General features: G+C 49.4%; 25 protein-coding genes and 1 pseudogene. 12 read left to right on the top strand and 14 right to left on the bottom strand.

From position 1 onward, the window contains the following. Nucleotides 1-2: 2 nt before the first annotated feature. Nucleotides 3-1,430 carry an NADP-dependent isocitrate dehydrogenase gene (locus tag JJD41_RS21545; protein ID WP_200669545.1) on the top strand — a complete coding sequence of 476 codons (1,428 nt, stop codon included), beginning with the start codon at nucleotides 3-5 and terminating at the stop codon, nucleotides 1,428-1,430. Nucleotides 1,431-1,484: 54 nt separating this feature from the next. On the opposite strand, the gene JJD41_RS21550 is transcribed toward JJD41_RS21545, so the two are convergent. From JJD41_RS21550 to JJD41_RS21570, 5 genes are all read right to left on the bottom strand, one after another. Continuing rightward, on the bottom strand, nucleotides 1,485-2,996 hold the full coding sequence (locus JJD41_RS21550; protein ID WP_200669546.1) for a hypothetical protein: 1,512 nt from the start codon (nucleotides 2,994-2,996) through the stop codon (nucleotides 1,485-1,487). A 288-nt stretch (nucleotides 2,997-3,284) separates the two neighbouring features. Next, entirely contained in the window at nucleotides 3,285-4,397 is a 1,113-nt protein-coding gene (locus JJD41_RS21555) for an LptF/LptG family permease (protein WP_200670242.1), read from the bottom strand. A 219-nt stretch (nucleotides 4,398-4,616) separates the two neighbouring features. Next, nucleotides 4,617-5,345 carry an LPS export ABC transporter ATP-binding protein gene (gene lptB, locus JJD41_RS21560; protein WP_168569798.1) on the bottom strand — a complete coding sequence of 243 codons (729 nt, stop codon included), beginning with the start codon at nucleotides 5,343-5,345 and terminating at the stop codon, nucleotides 4,617-4,619. 43 nt (nucleotides 5,346-5,388) lie between these two features. After that, on the bottom strand, nucleotides 5,389-5,859 hold the full coding sequence (locus JJD41_RS21565) for an LptA/OstA family protein (protein WP_200669547.1): 471 nt from the start codon (nucleotides 5,857-5,859) through the stop codon (nucleotides 5,389-5,391). A 509-nt stretch (nucleotides 5,860-6,368) separates the two neighbouring features. Further along, complete coding sequence (locus JJD41_RS21570; protein WP_200669548.1) at nucleotides 6,369-6,752, bottom strand: hypothetical protein; 384 nt, start codon at nucleotides 6,750-6,752, stop codon at nucleotides 6,369-6,371. A gap of 58 nt (nucleotides 6,753-6,810) precedes the next feature. On the opposite strand from JJD41_RS21570, the gene rppA reads away from it, so the two are divergent. Both rppA and JJD41_RS21580 read left to right on the top strand, forming a co-directional pair. Further along, nucleotides 6,811-7,485, top strand: a complete 675-nt coding sequence (rppA, locus tag JJD41_RS21575; RefSeq protein WP_200669549.1) for a two-component system response regulator RppA — start codon at nucleotides 6,811-6,813, stop codon at nucleotides 7,483-7,485. 15 nt (nucleotides 7,486-7,500) lie between these two features. Further along, nucleotides 7,501-8,790 (top strand): sensor histidine kinase, encoded by a 1,290-nt coding sequence (locus JJD41_RS21580; RefSeq protein WP_200669550.1) that lies wholly within the window; start codon nucleotides 7,501-7,503, stop codon nucleotides 8,788-8,790. Between the two features lie 392 nt (nucleotides 8,791-9,182). Here JJD41_RS21580 and JJD41_RS21585 read toward each other — a convergent pair whose 3' ends face one another. After that, the gene (locus tag JJD41_RS21585) at nucleotides 9,183-10,448 is read right to left on the bottom strand and encodes an RNA-guided endonuclease InsQ/TnpB family protein (protein ID WP_200669551.1); all 1,266 of its coding nucleotides are present in this window, start codon (nucleotides 10,446-10,448) and stop codon (nucleotides 9,183-9,185) included. Between the two features lie 204 nt (nucleotides 10,449-10,652). Between JJD41_RS21585 and JJD41_RS21590 the strand changes: the two genes are divergently transcribed. Next, nucleotides 10,653-11,789, top strand: a complete 1,137-nt coding sequence (locus tag JJD41_RS21590; protein ID WP_200669552.1) for a redoxin domain-containing protein — start codon at nucleotides 10,653-10,655, stop codon at nucleotides 11,787-11,789. A 92-nt stretch (nucleotides 11,790-11,881) separates the two neighbouring features. Here JJD41_RS21590 and JJD41_RS21595 read toward each other — a convergent pair whose 3' ends face one another. From JJD41_RS21595 to JJD41_RS21610, 4 genes are all read right to left on the bottom strand, one after another. Then, on the bottom strand, nucleotides 11,882-12,325 hold the full coding sequence (locus JJD41_RS21595) for a DUF309 domain-containing protein (protein WP_200669553.1): 444 nt from the start codon (nucleotides 12,323-12,325) through the stop codon (nucleotides 11,882-11,884). Between the two features lie 4 nt (nucleotides 12,326-12,329). Further along, nucleotides 12,330-12,692 carry a ferredoxin thioredoxin reductase catalytic beta subunit gene (locus JJD41_RS21600; protein WP_200669554.1) on the bottom strand — a complete coding sequence of 121 codons (363 nt, stop codon included), beginning with the start codon at nucleotides 12,690-12,692 and terminating at the stop codon, nucleotides 12,330-12,332. Between the two features lie 48 nt (nucleotides 12,693-12,740). Beyond that, nucleotides 12,741-13,580 (bottom strand): S-formylglutathione hydrolase, encoded by an 840-nt coding sequence (gene fghA / locus JJD41_RS21605; RefSeq protein ID WP_200669555.1) that lies wholly within the window; start codon nucleotides 13,578-13,580, stop codon nucleotides 12,741-12,743. Nucleotides 13,581-13,650: 70 nt separating this feature from the next. Continuing rightward, nucleotides 13,651-14,760 carry an S-(hydroxymethyl)glutathione dehydrogenase/class III alcohol dehydrogenase gene (locus tag JJD41_RS21610; protein ID WP_200669556.1) on the bottom strand — a complete coding sequence of 370 codons (1,110 nt, stop codon included), beginning with the start codon at nucleotides 14,758-14,760 and terminating at the stop codon, nucleotides 13,651-13,653. A gap of 471 nt (nucleotides 14,761-15,231) precedes the next feature. Here JJD41_RS21610 and JJD41_RS21615 point away from each other — a divergent pair, with 471 nt between their 5' ends. Next, nucleotides 15,232-16,017: a DUF5131 family protein gene (locus JJD41_RS21615; RefSeq protein ID WP_200669557.1), complete on the top strand. Its 786-nt coding sequence runs from the start codon at nucleotides 15,232-15,234 to the stop codon at nucleotides 16,015-16,017. On the opposite strand, the gene JJD41_RS21620 is transcribed toward JJD41_RS21615, so the two are convergent. The 4 genes from JJD41_RS21620 to JJD41_RS21635 all read right to left on the bottom strand — a co-directional run bounded on the left by JJD41_RS21620 (nucleotide 15,998) and on the right by JJD41_RS21635 (nucleotide 18,088). After that, the gene (locus tag JJD41_RS21620; RefSeq protein ID WP_200669558.1) at nucleotides 15,998-17,116 is read right to left on the bottom strand and encodes a three-Cys-motif partner protein TcmP; all 1,119 of its coding nucleotides are present in this window, start codon (nucleotides 17,114-17,116) and stop codon (nucleotides 15,998-16,000) included. The two genes, JJD41_RS21615 and JJD41_RS21620, sit on opposite strands and share 20 nt — an antisense overlap. A 128-nt stretch (nucleotides 17,117-17,244) precedes the next feature. Then, nucleotides 17,245-17,388: a hypothetical protein gene (locus JJD41_RS21625; RefSeq protein WP_200669559.1), complete on the bottom strand. Its 144-nt coding sequence runs from the start codon at nucleotides 17,386-17,388 to the stop codon at nucleotides 17,245-17,247. Nucleotides 17,389-17,596: 208 nt separating this feature from the next. Continuing rightward, nucleotides 17,597-17,836, bottom strand: a complete 240-nt coding sequence (locus tag JJD41_RS21630; RefSeq protein WP_200669560.1) for a hypothetical protein — start codon at nucleotides 17,834-17,836, stop codon at nucleotides 17,597-17,599. A 45-nt stretch (nucleotides 17,837-17,881) separates the two neighbouring features. After that, the gene (locus tag JJD41_RS21635; RefSeq protein WP_200669561.1) at nucleotides 17,882-18,088 is read right to left on the bottom strand and encodes an AbrB/MazE/SpoVT family DNA-binding domain-containing protein; all 207 of its coding nucleotides are present in this window, start codon (nucleotides 18,086-18,088) and stop codon (nucleotides 17,882-17,884) included. A gap of 369 nt (nucleotides 18,089-18,457) precedes the next feature. On the opposite strand from JJD41_RS21635, the gene JJD41_RS25075 reads away from it, so the two are divergent. The 7 genes and pseudogenes from JJD41_RS25075 to JJD41_RS21660 all read left to right on the top strand — a co-directional run bounded on the left by JJD41_RS25075 (nucleotide 18,458) and on the right by JJD41_RS21660 (nucleotide 22,065). Further along, nucleotides 18,458-18,658, top strand: coding sequence for a calcium-binding protein (locus tag JJD41_RS25075; RefSeq protein ID WP_234489051.1), 201 nt, complete (start codon nucleotides 18,458-18,460; stop codon nucleotides 18,656-18,658). 12 nt (nucleotides 18,659-18,670) lie between these two features. Beyond that, nucleotides 18,671-18,733: pseudogene (locus JJD41_RS25490) on the top strand (hypothetical protein); the annotation flags it as partial. A 54-nt stretch (nucleotides 18,734-18,787) separates the two neighbouring features. Beyond that, the gene (locus JJD41_RS25085) at nucleotides 18,788-18,931 is read left to right on the top strand and encodes a hypothetical protein (protein WP_234489052.1); all 144 of its coding nucleotides are present in this window, start codon (nucleotides 18,788-18,790) and stop codon (nucleotides 18,929-18,931) included. A gap of 340 nt (nucleotides 18,932-19,271) precedes the next feature. Further along, entirely contained in the window at nucleotides 19,272-19,601 is a 330-nt protein-coding gene (locus JJD41_RS25820; protein ID WP_370583920.1) for an RNA polymerase sigma factor, read from the top strand. A 42-nt stretch (nucleotides 19,602-19,643) separates the two neighbouring features. After that, a complete protein-coding gene (locus JJD41_RS25825; RefSeq protein ID WP_200669563.1) occupies nucleotides 19,644-20,366 on the top strand; it encodes an RNA polymerase sigma factor in 723 nt (240 codons plus the stop codon). Nucleotides 20,367-20,501: 135 nt separating this feature from the next. After that, a complete protein-coding gene (locus JJD41_RS21655) occupies nucleotides 20,502-21,080 on the top strand; it encodes a PEP-CTERM sorting domain-containing protein (RefSeq protein WP_200669564.1) in 579 nt (192 codons plus the stop codon). A 283-nt stretch (nucleotides 21,081-21,363) separates the two neighbouring features. Next, entirely contained in the window at nucleotides 21,364-22,065 is a 702-nt protein-coding gene (locus JJD41_RS21660; protein WP_200669565.1) for a hypothetical protein, read from the top strand. The last annotated feature ends 507 nt before the right edge of the window (nucleotides 22,066-22,572 follow it).

A 22,572-nucleotide genomic window follows, 5' to 3' on the forward strand; every position in this document is an offset into this window, starting at 1 on the left:
GTATGTACGACAAGATTACTCCTCCCACAACGGGCGATCGCATTACCTTTGAAAATGGCGAACCCATCGTTCCGGACAACCCCATCATCCCCTTCATTCGCGGTGACGGGACGGGGGTGGATCTGTGGCCCGCGTCTCAAAAGGTCTTCGATGCGGCGGTACAAGCGGCTTACGGCGATCGCCGGAAAATCACCTGGTTCAAAATCTACGCCGGGGACGAAGCTTGCGACAAGTACGGAACCTTTCAATATTTACCGGAAGACACCCTCAAAGCGATTACAGAATACGGCGTCGCCATCAAAGGACCGCTTACCACCCCCATCGGCGGCGGGATTCGATCGCTCAATGTCGCCTTGCGCCAAATCAACGACCTCTACGCCTGCGTGCGTCCGTGCAAATATTACAATGGCACCCCGTCGCCGCACAAAAACCCCGACAAACTCGATGTCATCGTCTATCGCGAAAACACCGAAGACATTTACCTCGGTATCGAATGGCGCCAGGGGACGCCGATTTGCGACAAAATTATCGAAATTCTCAACAACGAACTGATTCCCCAAACCCCGGAACACGGCAAAAAGCAAATTCGCCTCGACTCCGGGATCGGGATCAAACCGATCAGTAAAACCGGATCCCAACGCCTGGTTCGGCGGGCGATTCAGCACGCTTTACGCTTACCCAAAGCGAAGCAGCAAGTCACCTTGGTGCATAAGGGCAACATTATGAAATACACCGAAGGGGCTTTTCGCGATTGGGGCTACGAATTGGCGACGACGGAATTTCGCGGCGAATGCGTCACGGAACGGGAATCTTGGATTTTGGGCAATAAAGAACATAACCCCGATCTGAGTATCGAAGATAACGCCCGCAAAATCGAGCCGGGTTACGATTCGCTGACTCCGGAGAAAAAAGCGGAAATTTGTAAGGAAGTCGAAACTGTACTCGATGCGATTTGGGACAGTCACGGGAACGGACAGTGGAAAGAGAAGGTCATGGTCAACGATCGCATCGCCGACAGTATCTTCCAACAAATCCAAACCCGTCCCGACGAATATTCGATTTTGGCGACGATGAACCTCAACGGCGACTATCTCTCCGACGCGGCGGCGGCGGTGGTCGGCGGTTTGGGAATGGGTCCGGGGGCCAATATCGGCGATACTTGTGCCATTTTTGAAGCGACCCACGGAACGGCTCCGAAACATGCGGGACTCGATCGCGTCAACCCCGGTTCGTTGATTCTGTCGGGGGTGATGATGCTCGAATATATGGGATGGCAAGAAGCTGCCGATTTAATTAAAACAGGAATTGCCGGGGCGATTTCCAATCGGGAGGTCACTTACGATCTGGCCCGCTTGATGGATCCTCCGGTGGATCCGCCGTTGAAGTGTTCCGAGTTCGCCGACGCGATTATTAACCATTTCGACGATTAATCGAGGAAAATCTCGGGATGTCGGTTCGAGGCGATCGCCTCGAACCCTTTTCCCTTATGGATTGGAGAAGGTGTTGATTTCGCCGCCGCCGATGTAGCGTCCGGGAATCGGACGGGGGACGCTATACGGTTGGGGAGGTTGAATCGGTTGGATTGTCGGATTCGATCCGTTGGGACTGAGGTTATAGGGATTGGTCGGTGTCGGGTTATTGGAGGTCGATCCGGGGAATCCTTGGGAAGGGGTCGGGTTGGAATACCCGGGAATGCTGGAGTTGGGGCGATCGGATCCGTAGAAGTTATTGGGGAGGGTTGGCGAGGTTTGATGGGTGGTGGGATTGGCGACGGGAGGACTCCCCGGATCGGCGATCGCGTTCGGAGTTAAATTATTTTGCATTAAATATTGATAGGCGTTCGCCGGGGTGTCGGGTACGATCTGTCCGGGTAAGTTGGGGGTCGGACTCGTGAATCCGGTGGTGTTGGGGTTGACGTTCGGGGTGGCGAAGTCGATTTGTCCGGGTAAGATAGGAACGCCGTAGGTTGGGGTGGCGAGGTTGGGTGTTCCTGGCGTGTCGGTGGCGGTGGCGGCGTTGGGTTGGCTGGGGTTGAAGTTGCTGGGGTTGGGATTGGCGATCGCCGTCGAAGGGTTGGCGGGGCTGGATTGAGGCTGCAATACTTTTAAAATGGGTTCGTCCGCGAACGAGTCGATCGTGCTGCTGGAAGTGCTGGCGCCAGTTTGGGGGCGATCGGCGGTTGAATTGTCGCTATTGCCAGCATTATTGGGATTACTGACGTTAGACGGATTATTGCTGCCGTACTGTCGGGCGATCGCCGCTTCTAAAGCACTCATGGTGGTGGCGTTGGCGCGATCGCCGCTATTGCCATTACTGCCATTGACACCGAAGACGCCATCCCCGGTCAACCCATTATTATTCGCTCCATTATTGGCGATCGTCCCGGGTTGCAACGATCCCAAACTGTTGTTTAAATCGCCATTCAAGTTGCCAAAATTATTAGTCGTCCCCACTCCTTGACTCGGTTGTGGTTGACGGGGAACCTCGACCGTTTTCGGTTCTTCTTGCTTCCGAGATTCGGGAACTTGGAGTTTAATATTTTGCGTATTTAAAGTAATACCTTCAGGGGCGATTAAAGTATCTAATTCTGTCTGAGAGTTGGGGGATTCAGTTGCTCTCTCGGTGTCTCCCTCGCTGCTTGAGGTAGCTTGCTCTTGTTCTCTAATGGGGGTTTGTGGAAGCGTTTGACGCTCTTGAGGATTTTCGATAATTACGCTTCCTTCCGGATTTTCCGTTGAATCCGGAGGCGCTTCGTTGGTAATCTCTATATTAAAAAAGCGTTCGGGATGGTAAGAAAATTCCCAAGTAAATACGGTTAAAAAGCCCAAAACGACAAGCGGAACCCAGACGATCGGTTGTTTTAAGGGTCGCACTCGGGCACGAAGATTACGCAGGGCGGTTGGTTGATTTTTTCGATCGGACATAACAGGGAGTGTAGCGAAGGCTAACACGAGTAAAGATCGATCGGTGGCGATCGCCGTGAGGGACACATTCATCCCAAACTCGATCGAATATAAATATAGATCGAAATAGATCGAATCAAAACACGATTGAGATTTCAGTTAAAGGGTGACCATTCAAATTGAGTTTTTATCTGGCTGCAAGTTAAAAATTGCCGAGGGATTGGTTCGACGCCTCCGGCGTATCGCCGTTCGGAAAATGACAGCCGCTTTCGCCTACAATGGCGCGCTTCAACTGAGGCTAATATAGCCTAATTTATTTTTATTGTAACTGAGGCTGACATGCTCGGCGAGCATGGCTCGGAGAATGGCGGCGATCGTCTCTTATCGAGAAGCTCGCACTAACAAAATCGTGCCGACTCCCAAGCCAATCGCTATCGGTAACCACCCGGCGAGCAACGGCGATAACAGATCCGCTTGTCCGAAGGCATTCATAATAAAAGCGAGTAAATAATAGCCAAAAATAATAATAATACTCAAGCCAAAACTGGTGGCTTTACTCGCCCGTCGCGGACTGATTCCCAAGGTCGAGCCGACCAAGGCAAACACGACGCAAACAAAGGGTAAAGCATATTTTTGTTGAATTCTCACCGCGAGTTCGCGAATTTCATCTTCATCCCCTCCTTGAGAAATAATTGCGAGTCGTTCTTTCGCTTGAGCGATGCTCATTTCGCCATAGTCTCGACTGCGCGAGGCGAGGTCTAAAGGGGTGCGCGGGAGTTGCAATTGTTGGTGCTCGAAGCGCACGATATTGCGATAAGAACCGTCCGGCGCAATTAAATAAATGGTTCCGTTAAAGAAATCCCAAGTATTTTCGGCAAAATTCCAGGTGGCGGATTCTGCGGACACGATTTGATTGAGTGGTTCTTGGGAGCGATCGAGAATAGTCAAACCTTTCATTCGTTTGCCGTCAAATTGTTCCGCATAAAATAGCCGTTTCATGACGGTAACGCGATCGCCGTTTTCTTGCCGAACTTTATCGTATTCCGTATGAATGATATTGCGTTGTTTGAACGGGGGTTTTTCTCGTCCGAGCGCTCTTTCTAAGGTCGTGGCGGCGCGGTAGTTCGCCGCCGGGACGACCAATTCATTAAACGTAAAGGTAATGCCCGTGACTAACAAACTCATAAACACTGCAGGCAGAACCAAACGATAAACGCCGACCCCACAACTGCGTAAGGCGACGATTTCGCTATCTCCCGATAAACGGCTGTAGGTCATTAAAGTCGCCAGCAGCACGGACATGGGAAAGGCTAAAACAATAAAATCGGGTAGTTTGAGTAAGAAAACTTCTGCGGCAATTTCGAGGGGCAAGCCTCTTTCAGCGACCCGGCGAATCAAGTCAAATACGGTGCCGATGGAGATGCCGACGGATGAAAAAGAGCCTACTCCGAAGAGGAAAGGCCCTATCAATTGGCTGGCGATGTAACGATCCATGACGGACAATCTCAGCAGCCAGCCGCTCAGAGATTTAAAAGGCTTGAACGTGCTAGAGGTCATTGGAGACGGGTGAGGAGTGCGATTTTAGTGGAAAGGGAGCGCTTTTAACATGGGATCGACTTCTCCTAAGTTTTTTAAAAAATCGGGTTTAAAATCGGGGGGGAATTTAAGCTTTAAAATTAAGCGTTGAATAATAACGGGTTGAATTGTGGTTTACTATAGCTGAAATTTGTCCCCTAAATAATATTGGCGCACGAGAGGATTGCTGTAGAGTTCTTGAGGGGTTCCCGAAGAGAGGATTTCGCCGTCGTGCATGATGTAGGCGCGATCGACGATCGCCAGAGTTTCGCGAACGTTGTGGTCGGTAATCAGAATTCCCATTTGACGATCGCGCAATCGGGCGACGATTTGCTGAATTTCGGACACGGCGATCGGATCGACCCCCGCAAACGGTTCGTCGAGTAAGAGAAATTTCGGCCCTTCGACGCCGGACGCCAAAGCCCGCGCCAGTTCGGTGCGCCGTCGTTCCCCCCCGGAAACGTAAAGCCCCTTGGTTTTGGCAATCTTGGTCAGCCGAAATTCTTCGAGGAGATAGTCGAGGCGGTGTTGCCATTCCCACGGGGGAACTTGGGTCTGTTCGAGGACCAGGCGGATGTTGTCGCTGACAGACAGATGGCGAAAAATACTCGGTTCTTGGGCGAGATAGCCTATTCCGAGGCGGGCGCGTTTTTCGATCGCCAAACCCGTAATCTCGATGTCGTCGAGCCAGACCGCCCCTTGTGAGGGCTTTTCCAACCCGGTCGTAATATAAAAGGTGGTCGTTTTTCCCGCCCCGTTCGGACCGAGTAAGCCGACGATTTCCCCACGGGAGACGGACAGGTTGACGCGTTTGACGATCGCCTGTTTCCCGTAGGATTTATGAACGTTTTGCAGTACGATTTTCACAATTTCGCGCGGGTTCTCTCTCCTTGGCTAACTCCGTTGGGGTTTAGGGAGTGGCTGGAGGGGCGCCCGCCGAAGCATTGGGAGCTTCGGGATCGGTGACGAAGTAAATCGATTCGACTTGCTGATTGGCTTCGGGGACGGCGATAAAGCGTCCTTCGTCGATCAGGTAGGTGATTTTTTCGCCGCGAATGCTGTTGTTGTCTTGCAGGACGTAAGCATTCCCGGTCAGGACGATCCGCCGTTCGCGACTGAAGTATTGCGCTTGGGTGGCGGTCGCTTGCATGTTGCGCGCCGGGTAGTTGATGCGGACGTTACCGCGCGCGGTGACGATTCCGGTGTTGGAGTCGGCTTCTTGAATGTCCGATCGCACCCGCAAGGCCCGACTGTCGGCGGGATTGCCGGAGGTTTGAGGATAGGTCGGCGAGGCGATCGCGCCGAGGAGAAGGAAGGGGACGGCTACCCCCAAACCCAAGCGCACGATCGGTGAGGAACGGAACGAAGTCAGTGACATCATAATCGCTGGTGAGTTCGGCAACTAGAGAAGTTACAGAAAAAAGGAGGAACTCTTGGTAGTTTACCCAATCCTCTGCCCTGTCGATCCGGATGGAGGCAGAGGAGGGGGGAGAGTTTTGGATTTTAGAGTTTAGATTTTTTTTAGAGTTTAGAGTTTAGATTCACAACATAGATCGAGGGGTTACCTGATTGCTGTCACTGATGTTGTCCGATGCTTACGGGTTGACGATCGCTCTAGTCTGCAAGCCGCAATTTGGTTTGGGATTTTCAAACGGGTTCGATGGCAGATCTAAAGTGAATTTGCTTACTCGTTCGAGACGGGCGATCGCCGGGGGAAGTTTCCCCGCCAGCAAGCTAGCGCCCGATCTTAGCAAATTTTGCCGAAGCGATGGGTCGTCAACCGACTCTAGATCGGGTTGAACGGTCACCCCCAAAGTGCGGATCTGGTCGAGATCGCTCCTCAGACCGCCGGGGAGGCGATCTCGAATGGAATTTGAACGCGATTCGAGATCAGGTATCAATTCGATAGCGGACTAAGGATCGAACGGCTTCAATGGATAACCCTAATTCTTGGGCGATCGCGGTTTCGATCGCCCGATATTCGGTCACGGGAAACTCAAATCGCAATTCAGTTAATGCGGAGTTGGCCGTATTGACCTGAACTTCGGTAAAATTTTCGCTTTGATGGATTTCCGCTTCAATATTAATAACGGTCACCTGCATCGACACGCGAACGACTTCTTCCGTATCGGCTTGCACTTCCTCCGTGGTCGGATAATCGTTGCTCAACAGGCGATCGCTCGCCCAACCCGTCCCCACCCAAAATGCCAGTCCGAGTAAAGGTAGGGGCAGCAAAAATTCCCAGCCCCAGGACGACAAAGACTTTAGATCCAACTTTGCCAATCTCTCACCTCCGATCGGTGCGCTTGTTTGAACCCCACTCCCCCCTGTTATGAGACTATTACTCGTCGAAGATGACCCGGAACAATTAGAACCGATCCAAACCGCCTTGTCTCAAGCCGGACATATCGTCGATGCGATCGGCGATGGCGAAACTGCCGGGTGGTTGATTGGGGAAAAAGACTACGACCTGTTAATTCTAGACTGGATGCTGCCGAAAATGAGCGGAGTCTGTCTCTGCCAGCACTATCGATCGCTGGGTAAAACCTCGCCTGTATTGATTTTGACGGCGAAAGATACGACCGCCGATAAAGTGATCGGGTTAGATTCCGGTGCGGACGATTACCTGGTCAAACCCGTGGACTTGGTGGAATTGCTCGCCCGAGTGCGCGCTTTGGGTCGTCGATCGCCCCTGTGGCAGGGAGATAGTCTTTCTCTGGCGGATCTGCACCTGCACTTAAATACCCTTACCGTCGCGCGCGGCGATCGCCGTGTCGAACTCTCCGTTCGGGAATTCCAACTGCTCGAATATTTTCTACGCCATCCCCAACAAATCCTCACCCGAGAACAGATCGAACTGTCGTTGTGGAGTTGGGGAAGCGAACCGGAAAGCAATGCAGTTTCCACCTTAGTCAGACGGCTGCGTCGCCGTTTGGAGGCGATCGCCGCCCATGACTGGATCGAAACGGTCTACGGTATCGGTTACCGCCTGCGCCCTAAATCATGAGGAACAAACAACCCCATGTTTAACCGTTCCCGTCGCAATTTGGCACGCTGGTTTACCCTGTCGATGGGCAGTATTCTGACGATTTTTTGTACGGTTCTCTACGTTTTAGAACTCCGCGATCGCCTCTATAGTTTCGATCTCGCCTTAGCCGACCGCGTGCGCGTGATGGCGTCTAGCGTCGAATATCGCTACCATCGCGGCGCGTGGCAGCTCAACTTACAACAAGTCCCCGTTCTCGGAACTAATGCCCTGCGCTTCAACCACAATATCGTTTATGCCCGTTGGTACGATCGCCACAAAAAATTAGTCCAGTTTGTCGGCGTTCATCCCCCATCCCACTTAGAAGCTGTCGCTGGATTTCGCACCGTTCGACCCGTCGATCGCGCCGATCCGTGGTTGCGTGAAGTGACTTTTCCGGTCTATCAACAAGGTCAACTCATCGGTTATTTACAAGTGGCGATTTCCCTCGCTTCCGTTCGGGAATTCAGCCGACAATTGGGATGGTTTTTAACGTTTGGCGTTCCCCTGGCGTTGGGGGCGATCGGCTTGACAGGTTGGGTGTTGGGCGGTTTGGCGATGCAACCGATCCGGGAAGCTTACGATCGACTCGGGCGGTTTAGTGCGGATGCTTCTCACGAACTGCGCGCCCCGTTGGCGGCGATTCTCAATAACGCCCAAGTCGGTTTGATGCTGCCCGTCGGCGACGGATCGCAACAGCAAATGCGCTTGGAAAAAATCGTCAATTTGGCGAAAGGGATGAGTGAGTTAGTCGGTCAACTGTTGTTTTTATCCCGCTATAGCGGACGGTTAAATCTTCAAAAGTTGCCCGCGATCGATTTACGGGAGTGGTTAACCCAGGTGGTTTCGCAATTTCAGGAACGGGCGATCGCCCAATCTCACCCCATTCATTTAAAAACGGGCGATCGCCCCCTCTTCGTCCGCGCCGAAGAAGACCTACTCCGACAGGCGCTATTTAACCTCCTCGATAATGCCTGTCAGTACAGCCCGCCGGATACGCCGATCTCGATTCGGCTTTCCTCGAAACTGCGTCACGCGGCGATCGCGGTCGAAGACAACGGGATCGGCATTCCCACCGAAGATTTACCCCAGATTTTCGATCGCTTCTACCGGGTCGATCGCGTCCGTCGTCCCCAACACGGCAGTTTTGGCTTGGGACTGTCGATTGTCGCCCAAATTGTCGAAGTTCACGGCGGTACGATCGGCGCCGCGTCTGCGGGCGATCGCGGGACTACCTTCACCCTCGAATTGCCGATTTGTGCCGCTTCCCCCGCCAAAATCCATTGATTTTAGTCCCAGCGCCATCCAGCGCCATCTGTCATTTTTCTGTCACTTTTCTCGTCCACACTCGTCAATGGCAACCCCCATGTCGATATCAAACTAAACCCCTTTGATATCAGCCTGGGTTGGGCGTATCTCGTGGAAGTTGAAAGCTATAGCAGTCTGGTCACTCTTTTGCCACAAAAGCTTTCATCTTTTTTAATCCGCCCGCGATCTCGCTTTTGCGTCGTTCACCATTGCGAGGTGAAAGCGAGATCGCTTTTCTCACTCCTTGAATTCTAGTTCCTATGCTTGAGGTGTGGGGTTGCCGACCTGGCGCGATCGCCACTCAGCGCGATCGCCTTCTCTATCCCCTATGACTTTCTCTGAGTGACATCCTCCCGACGCTGAATCAAAGATTACAGCGCGGGCTTCCCAACCTCGCGATTGGGTATTCCTGCCCCACGCCACTTATCTAGGTCATAGACCCCCGACAGACCGACTTGACAGGCGGTTTCCGTTCCCCAGAGTCCCTGGGATACTACGTTTTCTAGTCCACGATGCCAAACCATCTCTGCTGCGGCACAGTCACGATGCGTTCGATCCCCACACTCAGGACAATGATGCTCTCTGACTTCCAACCCCTTGCTGACCGTAGCAAAGCAGGATGGACAGACTTGACTGGTGCCGTTGGGGTTGACTTTAGCAAAGTAGACCCCCCGTTTCCAGCAAACCCATTCCGTCAGAGACAGGAATTGTCCGAAGGCAGCATCTACACAATCTGTTCGCAACATCCCTCGGGTCAAGCCTTTGACGTTGAGGTCTTCTGCAAAGATGGTTGGCGCCCGATCGCAAAGCCGATGAGCCGTTTTCAGATGGAAATCTCTGCGACGGTTCGCAATCTGATGGTGCATTCTAGCCACTTCGATTTGTGCTTTCTCCCAGTTTTGAGAACCCTTTTGTTTTCGTGCCGCTCTGCGTTGCAGCAATTTCAGCTTGCGTTGCATCGACTTGAAAAACTTAGGGCGCTCTTGGAAAGAGCGATCGGAAGCGGTCAAGAATCGCTCCAATCCCAGGTCAATCCCAATCGCCCGACCGTGAACTGGAGCATCGGGAACCGATATATCCGATTCAATGGTGACGACGACATACCATTGTGTTCCTCGTACTCTGGACAATACCCTTACCTGTTTCACCTTGAACCCGTCAGGGATGGGGCGATGCAGGTTGATGGGTACTTCCCCAATTTTTGGCAACTTGATTGTGAAGCCATTGATGGGATTGTTCTTGAACTGGGGAAACACAAAGGATTTGAATTGACCGAACTTTTTGAAACGCGGGAATCCATGTCCCCGTTTCTGAAAGGCTTCCCAGGTATCGTGCAGTCTGCGAATTGTGGTCTGCAACACCTGAGAATGCACCTTACCCAGATGCGGGCATTGCTTCTTCGCTTTGGGCAGGTTGTTCTGCTGACGATGGTAAGACGGGAATGGCTCATCGGCGGGAATGATGTATTCCTTTTCCAGCGAGCATCGGTCTACCGAACACTTACGAGAAGCAATCCAGTCTTTGAGTTCGCGCAAAGCGTAGTTATATACGCCTCTGCAGGTCTCAAGCCACGATCGCAGTTCAGCCTCTTGGGTGGCGTCTGGATCGATTCGGTAAGTGTAGTTCATGGTCAGCATAGCCGGAGTTTACCAAAGGCTATCGCTGCCTGTAAATGCTGGTCTCATCCCCATCGTAGGGCTTGGCCCTTCCCGTAGGGTGGGGATGACACCAGCTCGGGGAGTCCATGGATCCCGACGCTGATGCTTCGTATACAGCGCGGGACTTATAGCTCCCCGAACCCCTCAAAAATAGCTCCCCGAATCCCTCAAAAGTTAAATTTCATGAGTTTTACCAGAGTTCCGTTATCCGTCGGCGATCGCATTCCCGGTTTTTCCTTACTCTCTCAAAACGGAGAAACGATCGACCCCGGGGATTTTGCGGGCAAACCGATGCTAATTTATTTCTACGGTAAAGATAATACGCGCAATTCTCGTATTTTACTCGCCCAATTTCAAAAAACCCTCACTCAATACCAACGCTTCGGCGTCGCGATCGTCGGTATCGGCATCGATACTGTCGAATCTCACCGTCACCTCGCCGAATCTAGCGGCTTATCTTTTCCCTTACTCTGCGACCCGACTTTATCCACCTATAAAGCCTACAATCTCATCGAAAAAGCCGAGATCGAAGGTCAATTCTATTGGACTGCCACCCCCGCTATTTTTCTCACCGATACTAACTTTAGAATTATTAAAATCGATCGCCAAATCGACCCTCTCCTCTATCCCTATCAACTCTTAGCGGAGTTACACGACTTGCTCGATCGCGGTTCCCCCCGCCATATTCTCCACCAAGCCCCGGTTTTATTAATTCCTCAAGTTTTTGAACCGGATTTTTGCCGTCACTTGATTCAAATTTGGCACGAACAAGGTAACGGCGAATCCGGCTTTATGCGCGAAGTAGACGGTCAAACTGTTGCTTTAATGGACTACTCCCACAAAATTCGGCGCGACCATTTTCTCGACCCGGGAAAAACTAAAGAAAAAATCAAAGAATTATTAGGTCGTCGCGTCACTCCCGAAATTTGGAAAGCCTATCGTTTTAATGCCACCCGCATCGAAGATTTTCGCATTGTTTGCTACGATGCCAGTCGCGGCGGTTATTTCCGCCCCCATCGCGACAATACCACCTCCGGAACGGCCCATCGTTGTTTTGCGATGACTCTCAATCTCAATGTGGGCGAATACGAAGGCGGATATCTGCGGTTTCCCGAATTCGGTCCCCATTTATATCGTCCCGAGACCGGATCTGCTGTGATTTTTTCGTGCAGTTTACTCCATGAAGCCACTGACGTTACCGCCGGAAAACGCTTTGCCTTACTGACGTTTTTCTACGGCGAACAAGAAGCCGAACGGCGCGATCGCTATCGGGAAGCACAAGACGCGAAAGAAAAAGAAATGGCGATCTCCTCCCGTTGAGTCGATCTGAAATTTCTCTACCATTTCTCTAAAAACTGAGCTAAAACTAAAATGGTTTGGCCAGTACAACCACCGCCAAACCATCGACCTTTTTAATTGGTTTTTTCAATTTTGACAATTTTCGGTAAGGGGGGAACGGGCGATCGCCCCGGATCCAGTGGTTCTGAAGGCGACGGGCGATTGCTGAAGAGGCGATCGGCCACTTCCGCTACCTTCTCCGGTCCCCTTGTTTGTAAATATTGCAAAATTGCGATACTTTCCAGCCGCAACTGTTCGACATTCACCTCATAGTAACTCGGCTGATAACCACTGAGGCGACTCACCCCTTCCCCCAACAAAATTGCCGCCCCTCGCCAATTATGGTTACTTAAGTGATAAAACGATACGGCAATCTGGAGGATGCCTTGATAAAACTTTTTATCTACTTCCGGCGCTTCCATCCAGATCGCCTCTAAAGTATCGTGGCAGGCGTAGAACTCTCGTTGATTAAATTGTTCTACTCCCTGCCAAAACTGCTCGGGAATGGCTTCACTCATCGCCCTACATACTGTTACGAACCGCTTCGAGTTCTTCCATCGGAATTTCTTGCGCTTCCCCGGCGAAATCGTTATCTTCCGTCAGGAATAACATGCAGTGGCATTCCTTACGTTCGCGCATGGGAATGCACGGACAATTCCAGTAAGTCGCCTTGACTTCCGCTTCTTTATCTTCGTAATGGCGACAGGGACATAAGGGCGCACCTAAATCATCTTTATGCTTCGCCAAGCCTTCGATCACGACCGCCGTGACGGAGAGGTCCGCACAAAAATAAGTCCCGGTTCGTTTGGCATATTGTTGGGCGAATTGTTTCATCGCCTCTAGGTTTTTTTCGGTCGATAATTTGTTGGATTCATTAGAATTCATTGCAAGTGTTCTCCGCGCAATCCTATTTTTGGCATTGTACCGCACGATTTAGTACAACACTTCAGCGTGAAATTTGACGTGTTCTTCGATAAAGGTAGCGATGAAGTAATAGCTATGGTCGTAACCGGGGTGCATTCGTAAGGTTAGCGGCTGACCGACACGATCGCAAGCCTCCCGGAATTTCTCCGGTTGCAGTTGTCCTTGGGCTAAAAAGGGATCGGCCAACCCTTGATCGATCAAGATCGGGCGATCGTGCCGATTCTCCAAAACCAGCTCAGTCGCATCGTAAGCGCGCCACAAGCCCCGGTTTTCCCCCAAATACCCTCGAAAAGCCTTTTCCCCCCAAGAACAGCTCGTAGGGGCGCAAATCGGTGCAAAAGCGGACACGGAGGCGTAGCGATCGCCATTTCTCAAGGCGCACACCAGGGCCCCGTGTCCCCCCATCGAATGACCGAAAATCCCTTGTTTCTCCGGATTGACCGCGAAGTTGGCAGCGATCAGACCGGGTAATTCGTCCACCACGTAAGAATACATTTGATAGCGCTGCTTCCACGGGTCCACCGTCGCATCGACGTAAAACCCGGCGCCGCTTCCGAAGTCCCAGTCGTGCTCTTCTCCGGGAATTCCCGTATGGCGCGGACTGGTATCGGGAACTACCAACATGATGCCACATTCCGCCGCCACGCGCTGAGCCCCCGCCTTGACGGTAAAGTTTTCTTCGCTACAGGTCAATCCGGACAGGAAATAGAGGATCGGAACGGGATGTTTTTGCGCCTGGGGCGGTTCGTAAACCGCAAATTTCATCTCGCCGTTACAGGTTTTTGAACTATGGCGATAAAAACTAACTTTACCGCCAAAGCAGATAGATTCGCTGACAAGTTCGAGCATTGGAAATAGGGTTGAGCTTCAGTGTTCGACGGGCAAGTAAATTGATGGGCGATCGAGAACTTCACTCGATTTAAAAAGTTAAGACGCTGCGAATGGCTTTCCCTTCTTCCATTAATTCAAACGCCGTATTAATTTCTTCAATCGGCATGACTTGGGTGATAAAGTCGTCGAGGACGATTTTACCGTCCATGTACCAATCGACAATTTTAGGGAGATCCGTGCGACCTTTGACTCCGCCGAATGCGGTTCCTTTCCAAGTCCGTCCGGTGACCAATTGAAAGGGTCGAGTCGAGATTTCTTCCCCCGCCCCGGCGACGCCGACAATCACGCAAGTTCCCCAGCCTTTATGACAGCATTCGAGGGCTTGGCGCATGACGTTGACGTTGCCGATACACTCGAATGCATAATCGGCGCCGCCGTCAGTGAGATCGACGAGATAGGGGACGAGGTCGCCTTCGACTTCTTTGGGGTTGACAAAGTGAGTCATCCCCAGTTTTTCGGCGATCGCCTTTTTGCCGGGATTGATATCCACCCCGACAATCATATTGGCGCCGGAAAGCCTGGCCCCTTGAATCACGTTTAAGCCGACGGCCCCCAAACCGAAAACGACGACGTTATCTCCTACTCTGACTTTGGCGGTGTTAATCACGGCGCCGATTCCGGTGGTGACGCCGCATCCGATCAGGCAAACTTTATCTAAGGGCGCGTCTTCGCGGATTTTGGCGAGGGCAATTTCGGGAACGACGGTGTAATTGGAAAAGGTAGAGGTACCCATGTAGTGGTAGAGGCGGGTTCCGCCGACGGAAAAACGGCTGGTTCCGTCGGGCATCATTCCTTGACCTTGGGTTTTACGAATCGCCTGACAGAGGTTCGTTTTGCCCGACAGGCAGAATTTACAGTGGCGACATTCGGGGACGTAAAGGGGGATGACGCGATCGCCCGGTTTGAGGCTTTTGACTTCCGGGCCGACTTCTGCCACAATTCCGGCGCCTTCGTGGCCTAAAATCGCCGGAAACAGCCCTTCGGGGTCAGCCCCGGAAAGGGTATAAGCATCGGTATGACAAACGCTAGTCGCTTTAATTTCGACGAGAACTTCGCCCGCTTTGGGCCCTTCTAAATCGACTTGTTCGATGGTCAATCGTTGTTGTGGCGCGTGGGCGACTGCAGCTTTGACTTTCATGATCTGAACCCTCTGTACAATGCTCAGTTTATTTTATCGGCACGGAGGGTTCCGTATTCGGGATCCGCGCGATCTCGTTTCTGGCTGAAGTGGGAGGGAATTGGTGTTGAGGGCAACTGGGCGGTTTTGGGGGATCGTGTGATTTAGCCATTTTATAGAACTTCTGATGGCGATAAGGTACACCTGCTTAATTTTGAAATCTTCGCACAAACAGTGATATTTTGATTTACGTTTACTTTTAGCTGATATTGTTGCAAACACCGCGATCGCACGATTCTCCTCCGGACACGGCGCGATCGCCTCCCCAGAAAATAGTTGCTTCAATAATAGTTATTTATTCTTGATTTTTTAGTCAAAAAATGCTAGCATTTTTGAGAAAATTAATTGCAAGTTTTACCACTTTTACTTTTTGTTAATTCTTCGCGATCGCTTAAAAGTCGTCTTTTTTAGATAGGAATCATTGGAACGAATATGTCTAGTCTCAATACAGGGATAGAATGGACCGATCGGACGTGGAACCCGACCACGGGCTGTAGTAAAATTAGTCCGGGTTGCACCCATTGTTATGCAGAAGCATTAACTAAACGATTTCACACTAATTTCCCGAATGGATTTGATTTAACCTTACACCCCGATCGCTTGCAAGAACCCCTAAAATGGCGTAAACCCAGTCGAGTTTTTGTTAACTCTATGAGCGATCTATTTCATGAAGATGTTCCCTTGAGTTTTATTAAAAATGTTTTCAATGTAATTGCACAAACCCCGTGGCATATCTATCAAATCCTGACCAAAAGAGACGATCGCTTATTAGAGTTGTCTTCTCAGTTAACATGGCACAAAAATATTTGGATCGGAGTTTCTGTAGAAAATCAAAATTACGTCCGACGAGTTGATAACTTACGACAAGTTCCGGCAACTGTTCGGTTTCTTTCTTGCGAACCCCTTTTAGGAAATTTAGATCTCAATTTAACCGATATTCACTGGGTCATTGTCGGAGGTGAATCTGGCAATAAACACCGTCCCATGCAATTAGAATGGGTAGAAAATATTTGCGATCGATGTCAGCAAGCCGATGTCCCTTTCTTTTTCAAACAGTGGGGCGGAAGAACACCAAAAGCCGGGGGTCGGCTATTGCGCGATCGCATTTGGGATGAAATGCCAACAGAATGGATCGAACATTGTCGGTATTGGGAGAATCATTCTCATACAATTAGTAGAAAATCACGTAAAAATACTACTATTCTAGTGGAAAGGTAACTTTTGTCGATTCTGCAAATGTAACTTTACCCTTGTATTTAGGACGTTGACTAGCGGGTGGATCTACAATAATTCTGTGTTCTGTCTCTAGTTCTTTAAGAGCCTGCTGATAATTGCTAAAAATATATTGTTTTTCAAGATGATGCTGTTCATAAACTTCAAGTGCAGTCATCGTTTTGCCTGCAAAATCATCCAACAACATATTTTTTAGCTTATCAATTCCATTTAAATCAAATAGCGAAAGCTGAACAGGATCTGAACTATGCTTAAATGAAGGTACATTTTGAAGCAAAATTGAGCTTTTTTTAGCCATAATATCTTTCATTATTTTACAAGCAGTTTTATTTTTTGATACAAAAATTAAATAATGGCTAGTTTGATTGCTTTGATTTTTTTGAAAACAAAAATTTTGAATGAAAGATCCTCTTTCTTCTTTCAAAGCATCACCAATATTTTTGACAATAATTGACTCCCTTTCTTTTGGATTCAGTCCGATCAGTTCTTTTCTAAGTCGATCCGCTCGATCTTGACCAAAAATCTTGTTCATCCGTTTAGTAGTCAGTGAATTACTTAATGCAGCGTTAATGCGGTTGTAGTTAAAGAAAAAGATGCAATCGCAACCCCAACCGGAGATAGCAGAACTGATGAGTTTAAGTGATAATGCTTTATAACCCCAAGGATCGATAAAAAACAATTTTGGAATAGATGGTAACCGATCTATACATTGGATAATATTTTCACAAACCTCTTCATTTAAAACAATTGGTTGATGTTTTAATTGATGAATATTTTGTAGAGAATTTATTTCTTCCTGAAGAGAATGAGTGTGTTCTGGATTTATATCATTGAACACAGTAACGAGCACTGCTCGCATATCGGGATCGGCGATCGCTTTTTCTAAAATTAATAATGGTGTGGATGCAACCCCATCATTATAGCGACCTGGACCAGAAAGTAAATCGATATAAGCAATTTGATTAAATCGTTTTTTTGCCCGAGGCATCATGATTTTTGCCCAAGACCAAAAGTATTTATAAACAATTTCAGATTTAACTAAAGACTGCTCTCTAGATTTATCAAAGAACTTGTCGTTGCTCATGATTGTTGCAGGAAAATCAATAACTAATTGACTGTTCTATTTATTTATCCCCAGTATTTACTCGCACGACGAGTGATTGCCTAAAAAATTGCTATATTTCGAGAATTGGCCAATTTACCCCCCATTTCCTACAATAGCAAGCGATCGCAGGCATTTCCCAGGAGGCGATCGAGATCGCTTTGGTTCCGATCCATCGCCTCCTCCAAGTGCAAGCGCACGTCTCCCAACGCCCCCCACATTTCCACCATCACGATCGTTTCTGATATTATCATCGCACCATCCACGGAACCCCGTATTCGATTTTTTTCAACACCATCCTTCATCAATGGGCTTTGTTGGTGGTGCGTTGCGGCCAGGTTAATATTTATTGTGAACACCCATGATTTATCGATGCCGCAACACACCCTACCGGGATTTTGGGAAACGCCACAACCCATTTTAGGTAGGGTGTGTGACGCGGTCAACAGATTGGCTGTATTGTCAGGTTCGTGAAATATCCGCGTCACGCACCATCTCGTTGCTCATGCTTGATGGTACTCGATCGCTTTCGAGGTATTCTTTGGGAGAGATAAAAAGCTTGTCGCTGCTGGCAATCATTGACGGTTTGCTCCTATTTTTCGGCGATTCTATCAATTTTTTTTTAGAGATATGCTGCGTTGCGGTATCGTTTTGATTCATTACACGAAAGCATTGCAAAATTGATGCCGGGCGTTGTTTCATGATGTAAATACAAATTTTGGTAGTCGAATAAGTCCTTAACGCGTCTTACTCACACCAATCATCATGCTGCGGTAGGCTGGGTTGATTGCGATCGCTCATAAAATCATCTGAAATAGCCCCAAAGCTCATCCACCACGCATCCCAATCAAATCGCTCTTGCTCCCGAAGTTGACGCACCCAATGTAAAACATCCGCCACCTTTTGTTCGGGTAGCTGCCTAATTTCGTCCAAAAGCTGCTCGCGCAATGTCATTACTCTTTTCTTAGATAAATTGTACGTTTAGATTGTAGAACAGGTAGGGTGTCCTGCGGCAACAATAAACCTTCGTGCGCCACCAGAAAGCGGCTCTTTAGGGGGATAGAGCGCTTGACGCTAGGCAAGAGTCTGGTTGGCGATATACAACCAATTGTCATGGGGAATGCGGGCTAAATGGGTTGTGCAATTCACCCTTAGTTGCTCTTCTATACAAAGATTGTATTTTTTTTACTGAGTAATTTTTGTGGATTTCTATTAAATTCAATTGAATAGGACTCGGAAAACTCGGTACAGGTTGCGTTTTTCTACTCTTCATAGCAGCAATTCTTATTATTACAACCTGAAATTCAACAATTCAACAAAACTATGGCCATCCTCGGTACGTTTGGCAACGATCGCCTGACTGGAACCCCGAACGCTGACACGATCCAAGCTTTGGCAGGCAACGATATCGTCACTGGATTGGACGCGAACGATCTCATCTTTGGCAATCAAGGTGGCGATGTTCTGGCAGGCAACACCGGACGCGACACGATATTTGGCGGACGGGACAATGACACCATTTAGGGTGGCAAAGATGGCGACCATCTTTACGGCGACTTAGGCACAGACATCATCTGGGGTGACTTCGGCGACGACTTCATCCGGGGCGGAACCTTAGACCCCACTTCTACTGCCGATGTGGAGAGTGATTTGTTGTTTGGCAACAGAGGGCGAGACACCCTCATCGGCGATGCCGGAGACGATATCCTCTGGGGTGGGAAAGATAATGACCTACTGCAAGGAGAGGCTGGCAACGATCGCCCCTACCCCTTCACCGCCACAGCCAAGCCCGTTTGACGATCGCCCGGAAAGCATCGAAAACGCGATCGCTATAACTTCCTGTCAAACCGAGTTAAGCTTGGCAGTTTGCCGATCGTGCAGAGGTCGTAGCTTTCGTGTAGGGTGGGTTAGGCGGCTGAAACTTAAGCAACCCACCGTTTAAAGTGTGTCGGTCCAGTACGAGTTGCAACGGACGAGAGCTATTAACACGAAATTTTAAATTTGACAGTGACTTGGGTTCTTGATGACAGCAAACCTGGAACCCAGAATAGGGGTAACAAGATTGCAAACAGGGAATTGAGAAAACCAGGGTGCCTAGCTTAATTTTTGCTATCCGAAAGGAGACGTAGTTACAAAGATGCTAGATAGGCACAAAAGAACTATAGGTATTGATTCGGTGTTTTGGCGGGAGTGGCAAGAGTATCGAGATTATCTCTACGGTTGCTGTCTCCGACGGATGGAAGGGAACCAAACGGAGGCGGAAGATGCTCTGAGTATGGCTATGCTTAGGGCTAGGGAGGCTTGGCGAACCAGCAGCAAACCTATTGATAATGTGAAGGCGTGGTTGGTCAGATTGGTGAATAATCTTTGCACGAACCTGCTTAAAAAGCGCGATCGCCTATTTTCCTGTGAAGCTAAGGAAGAGCTATGGGTTAGCCAAGAGGAAGGGCAAGCTCTTGCCGCGTAGCGGCAAGAGCTTGAATTATTTTTTGAGGGAGAGGTCAATAATTTGTCTCCCAAGTTGCGGGAGACTTTTTTTCTCTACTGGAAGGAGGAACTGTCTTACAAGGAGATAGCGGAACGGTTGGCCATTTCTCAGGGTACGGCCCGCAAGCGGGTTTCTAATGCCAGGGCCATTTTGCAAGAGCGATGGAACGAGTATGACGGAGTGGCAGAGGACTCTAGTTCTTCGTTGGCAGCGGATGTGGAAGGGACGAGTGCGGATGAGTTGTCGGTGGCGGAACCGGTCTCTAGTAGGTTGGATGAAGCGAAACGGAACCCAACAAGGGTTAATCCAGCAGAACTGAGGCCAAAAGAAGAACTCCAACGGCCATTTCTGTCGTTGCCGAGGAGAGAGCAATCTCAAAGGCCCAAACTTGGTTCCTTATGCGTAAGTCCCGAACCCTGGCTCAAATCTAAATTGCAGTGGAGTAGGTTGGCCTTGGTTCCTCGACCCCAGGCAGTCGGGGCTATCTTTGCCAATGCAAGGTTATCGCTTCGGATTAAGAATAGATATCAATTTGAATTGCCCGGGAGATGGGTCTGCTGCTATTTTGCGTCAGGCCAGATTGGACGCGGGAAAAAAAGGTTAATCGGTAAGGGGCGATCGGTATTTAGTAAAACCCAGCTTCTTTCTCTGCCTTCCTGGGGGCCTTGGGTTCCGGTTCCCAGCAGCTTACCTATGGAAAAAATCGCCCTGTTATCGGGAAAATGGCCCTGTCGTTCTCCTTAAGAAAGAAATTTTCTCTATTTTGAGGCAGAAAAGTTCACAAACTGCCACCCAAAACTGTCTTATTAATAGAAGGAGCGATCGAGTCAATCCTACTTTTTGTTGAATTGTTCAAAATTGTTGATGAGGTCAGAAATAATGTTGGTTAGGAATGCTCAAAAATTGTGTGCTGCTTTGGCTTTGGGAATGACAATGGCGATCGCCTCTCCTCTCAAATCTGTTGCTGCTCCTGTGTCCTACGAAATTACCTGGGATGATTTGTATCCTGATAATGATGTAGTATTTTCCTTTGTGGGTGAGGACTTTGACGAGAACGGATGGATTAACTTCCAAGCTGGTGAAGTCCAATCCTTTGAGCTTGTGGGATTAGAGGATCTAGGAGGAGGATCTACTGATTTGGATTTCTTATTGTTTGATTTATCTAGGATGGATTTTTGGGTGAATGTTTCAAACGATCGGTTTTCGTTGTTCCACGATGGAGCCTTTGGATTCTCGGTATTGGGTGACAATTTGAATGAATACGACAACGCGGTCGTCTTCGATTCAGTTGTGGCGGCAGCGGAGCTGTCAAGTCCCGAGCCAGCAGCTCTTCCTCAAGTGATAGGGACCGAAAGCGTGGCGACGGAGATGGTCTCTGTCCCAGAGCCTAGTCTAATAGTAGGTTTTATCGCACTGGGCGGTTTTATGCTGGGAAGCAGAAAAAAGGCCAAAGCCTAACTGTTTGAACGCCCGCAATATCTCGTAGGGGAAAGTGGCATTTGCTAGATATGGGCAAATCTCTCTACTTTCTCCTTTCCCCGCTCCTTTATTTATAAGTATTCAATCGTACATGAGATTAAAGGCGATCGTTGGGTTGAATATTACTGATGTGGTTAATGTTAGTAGAGGCTCACCTTTATTATTTATACGCTCTGTTCATCATAGAAATGATATGTTCAGGAGAAATCGAAATCAGAGGTGCATTTCATCCACACTAAAATCCTCATGAGAGGCAAAAAAAATGGGATATACCCAAATCGATATCGAAGACCAGAAGCAAACGACCCTGATCCTAGAAGTATTTCACATCTGCAACAGACGACGATGGTTCAACTTGATTGGTATGTCGAACGGCGGCTGGGAAAAATGGTTACAATGCGAGTTGAACTATGCGTATGGCGCAACGCCCAACGACCCGCAAGCAAGGCGCGAACAGCCGGTGTATGGTCAAGGCAATTTGTTAGCTGACTTTGTGATCAGCACAGTAGAACCCAATGGAGACGGAGTGGCACAAGAGCAGACGCTGGTGGTGGAACTAAAGTGCTATACCATGCCCCCCGCTCTGGCGGAAGGAGATGCCGGATACAGAGATAGAATGCATGCGTTCCACCAGGGCATCATAAACGACGTACAACGGACGGAAATATTGAGCCGCGACACTCACCAGAGGACGATAGTCCTAGTCTGCGTGCCTCGGGGGATCAACGGCGAGGCAGACATTATAGATCGTCTAGTTCACCATGAATTCGTAACTATCGATCAAGCAGGATGGCCGGGCCACGCGTTTCCTCAGGGCGTGGACCAGTCCCAAATCACGGTGCATTACCTTTATCACGACGGAGGAGGAATGCAGGAAGAGTATGACCTAAACGACACACGGTGGGAACCCCAGCAGGCAGCCAACGGGCAGCATTACATAGTTCCAGCGGAACCAAACGCGTAAGAGGCGGTCGTTTGACCGATGCACCATAACGCAACGGGGAGAGCGGCTGCACCAGTTAGGTAGGGTGTGTTGCGGCAACAATAAACCTTCGTGCCCCACCAGAAAATGAAAATCGCCGTAACGCACCACCCCCACATTTCCACCATCACGGTCATTCATAACATCATCATCACATCATCCAAATACCACAAACACCCAGAAATGATACGTTTTTCTGGGTCGATTTTTTCTGTGTAAAACCAATATTGATTAATGGGATTTGTCGGTGGGGGTGGTGCGTTGCGGCCCGGTCAACATTTATCGTGAAAACCCATAATTTATCGATGCCGCAACACACCCTACCGGGGGCGACACCATCCACAGAACGCCGAATTCAATTTTGGGTTAAATTCACATATTGATTGATGGGATTTGTTGGTGGGTGTGGTGCGTTGCGGCTAGGTCAATATTTGTCGTGAAAACCCATGATTTATCGATGCCGCAACACACCCTACCGGGGGCGACACC

The organism is Oxynema mangrovii CENA135, assembly GCF_016632315.1.
In the GTDB taxonomy this organism is placed as follows: Bacteria; Cyanobacteriota; Cyanobacteriia; order Cyanobacteriales; family Laspinemataceae; genus Oxynema; species Oxynema aestuarii.

Excerpts from the sequence above, each read along its gene's own strand:
- JJD41_RS21615 (WP_200669557.1), top strand. The coding sequence starts at position 15,232 with ATGTCTAGTCTCAATACAGGGATAGAATGGACCGATCGGACGTGGAAC.
- JJD41_RS21565 (WP_200669547.1), bottom strand. The coding sequence starts at position 5,859 with ATGATGTCACTGACTTCGTTCCGTTCCTCACCGATCGTGCGCTTGGGT.
- JJD41_RS21550 (WP_200669546.1), bottom strand. The coding sequence starts at position 2,996 with ATGAATGTGTCCCTCACGGCGATCGCCACCGATCGATCTTTACTCGTG.
- JJD41_RS21635 (WP_200669561.1), bottom strand. The coding sequence starts at position 18,088 with ATGACATTGCGCGAGCAGCTTTTGGACGAAATTAGGCAGCTACCCGAA.
- JJD41_RS25820 (WP_370583920.1), top strand. The coding sequence starts at position 19,272 with ATGCTAGATAGGCACAAAAGAACTATAGGTATTGATTCGGTGTTTTGG.
- JJD41_RS21660 (WP_200669565.1), top strand. The coding sequence starts at position 21,364 with ATGGGATATACCCAAATCGATATCGAAGACCAGAAGCAAACGACCCTG.
- rppA (WP_200669549.1), top strand. The coding sequence starts at position 6,811 with ATGAGACTATTACTCGTCGAAGATGACCCGGAACAATTAGAACCGATC.
- fghA (WP_200669555.1), bottom strand. The coding sequence starts at position 13,580 with ATGCTCGAACTTGTCAGCGAATCTATCTGCTTTGGCGGTAAAGTTAGT.
- JJD41_RS21555 (WP_200670242.1), bottom strand. The coding sequence starts at position 4,397 with ATGGATCGTTACATCGCCAGCCAATTGATAGGGCCTTTCCTCTTCGGA.
- JJD41_RS21545 (WP_200669545.1), top strand. The coding sequence starts at position 3 with ATGTACGACAAGATTACTCCTCCCACAACGGGCGATCGCATTACCTTT.
- JJD41_RS21625 (WP_200669559.1), bottom strand. The coding sequence starts at position 17,388 with ATGATAATATCAGAAACGATCGTGATGGTGGAAATGTGGGGGGCGTTG.
- JJD41_RS21580 (WP_200669550.1), top strand. The coding sequence starts at position 7,501 with ATGTTTAACCGTTCCCGTCGCAATTTGGCACGCTGGTTTACCCTGTCG.
- JJD41_RS21620 (WP_200669558.1), bottom strand. The coding sequence starts at position 17,116 with ATGAGCAACGACAAGTTCTTTGATAAATCTAGAGAGCAGTCTTTAGTT.
- JJD41_RS21630 (WP_200669560.1), bottom strand. The coding sequence starts at position 17,836 with ATGAAACAACGCCCGGCATCAATTTTGCAATGCTTTCGTGTAATGAAT.
- JJD41_RS21595 (WP_200669553.1), bottom strand. The coding sequence starts at position 12,325 with ATGAGTGAAGCCATTCCCGAGCAGTTTTGGCAGGGAGTAGAACAATTT.
- JJD41_RS21590 (WP_200669552.1), top strand. The coding sequence starts at position 10,653 with ATGAGTTTTACCAGAGTTCCGTTATCCGTCGGCGATCGCATTCCCGGT.
- JJD41_RS21655 (WP_200669564.1), top strand. The coding sequence starts at position 20,502 with ATGTTGGTTAGGAATGCTCAAAAATTGTGTGCTGCTTTGGCTTTGGGA.
- JJD41_RS21600 (WP_200669554.1), bottom strand. The coding sequence starts at position 12,692 with ATGAATTCTAATGAATCCAACAAATTATCGACCGAAAAAAACCTAGAG.
- JJD41_RS25075 (WP_234489051.1), top strand. The coding sequence starts at position 18,458 with ATGGCCATCCTCGGTACGTTTGGCAACGATCGCCTGACTGGAACCCCG.
- JJD41_RS21610 (WP_200669556.1), bottom strand. The coding sequence starts at position 14,760 with ATGAAAGTCAAAGCTGCAGTCGCCCACGCGCCACAACAACGATTGACC.
- JJD41_RS21585 (WP_200669551.1), bottom strand. The coding sequence starts at position 10,448 with ATGCTGACCATGAACTACACTTACCGAATCGATCCAGACGCCACCCAA.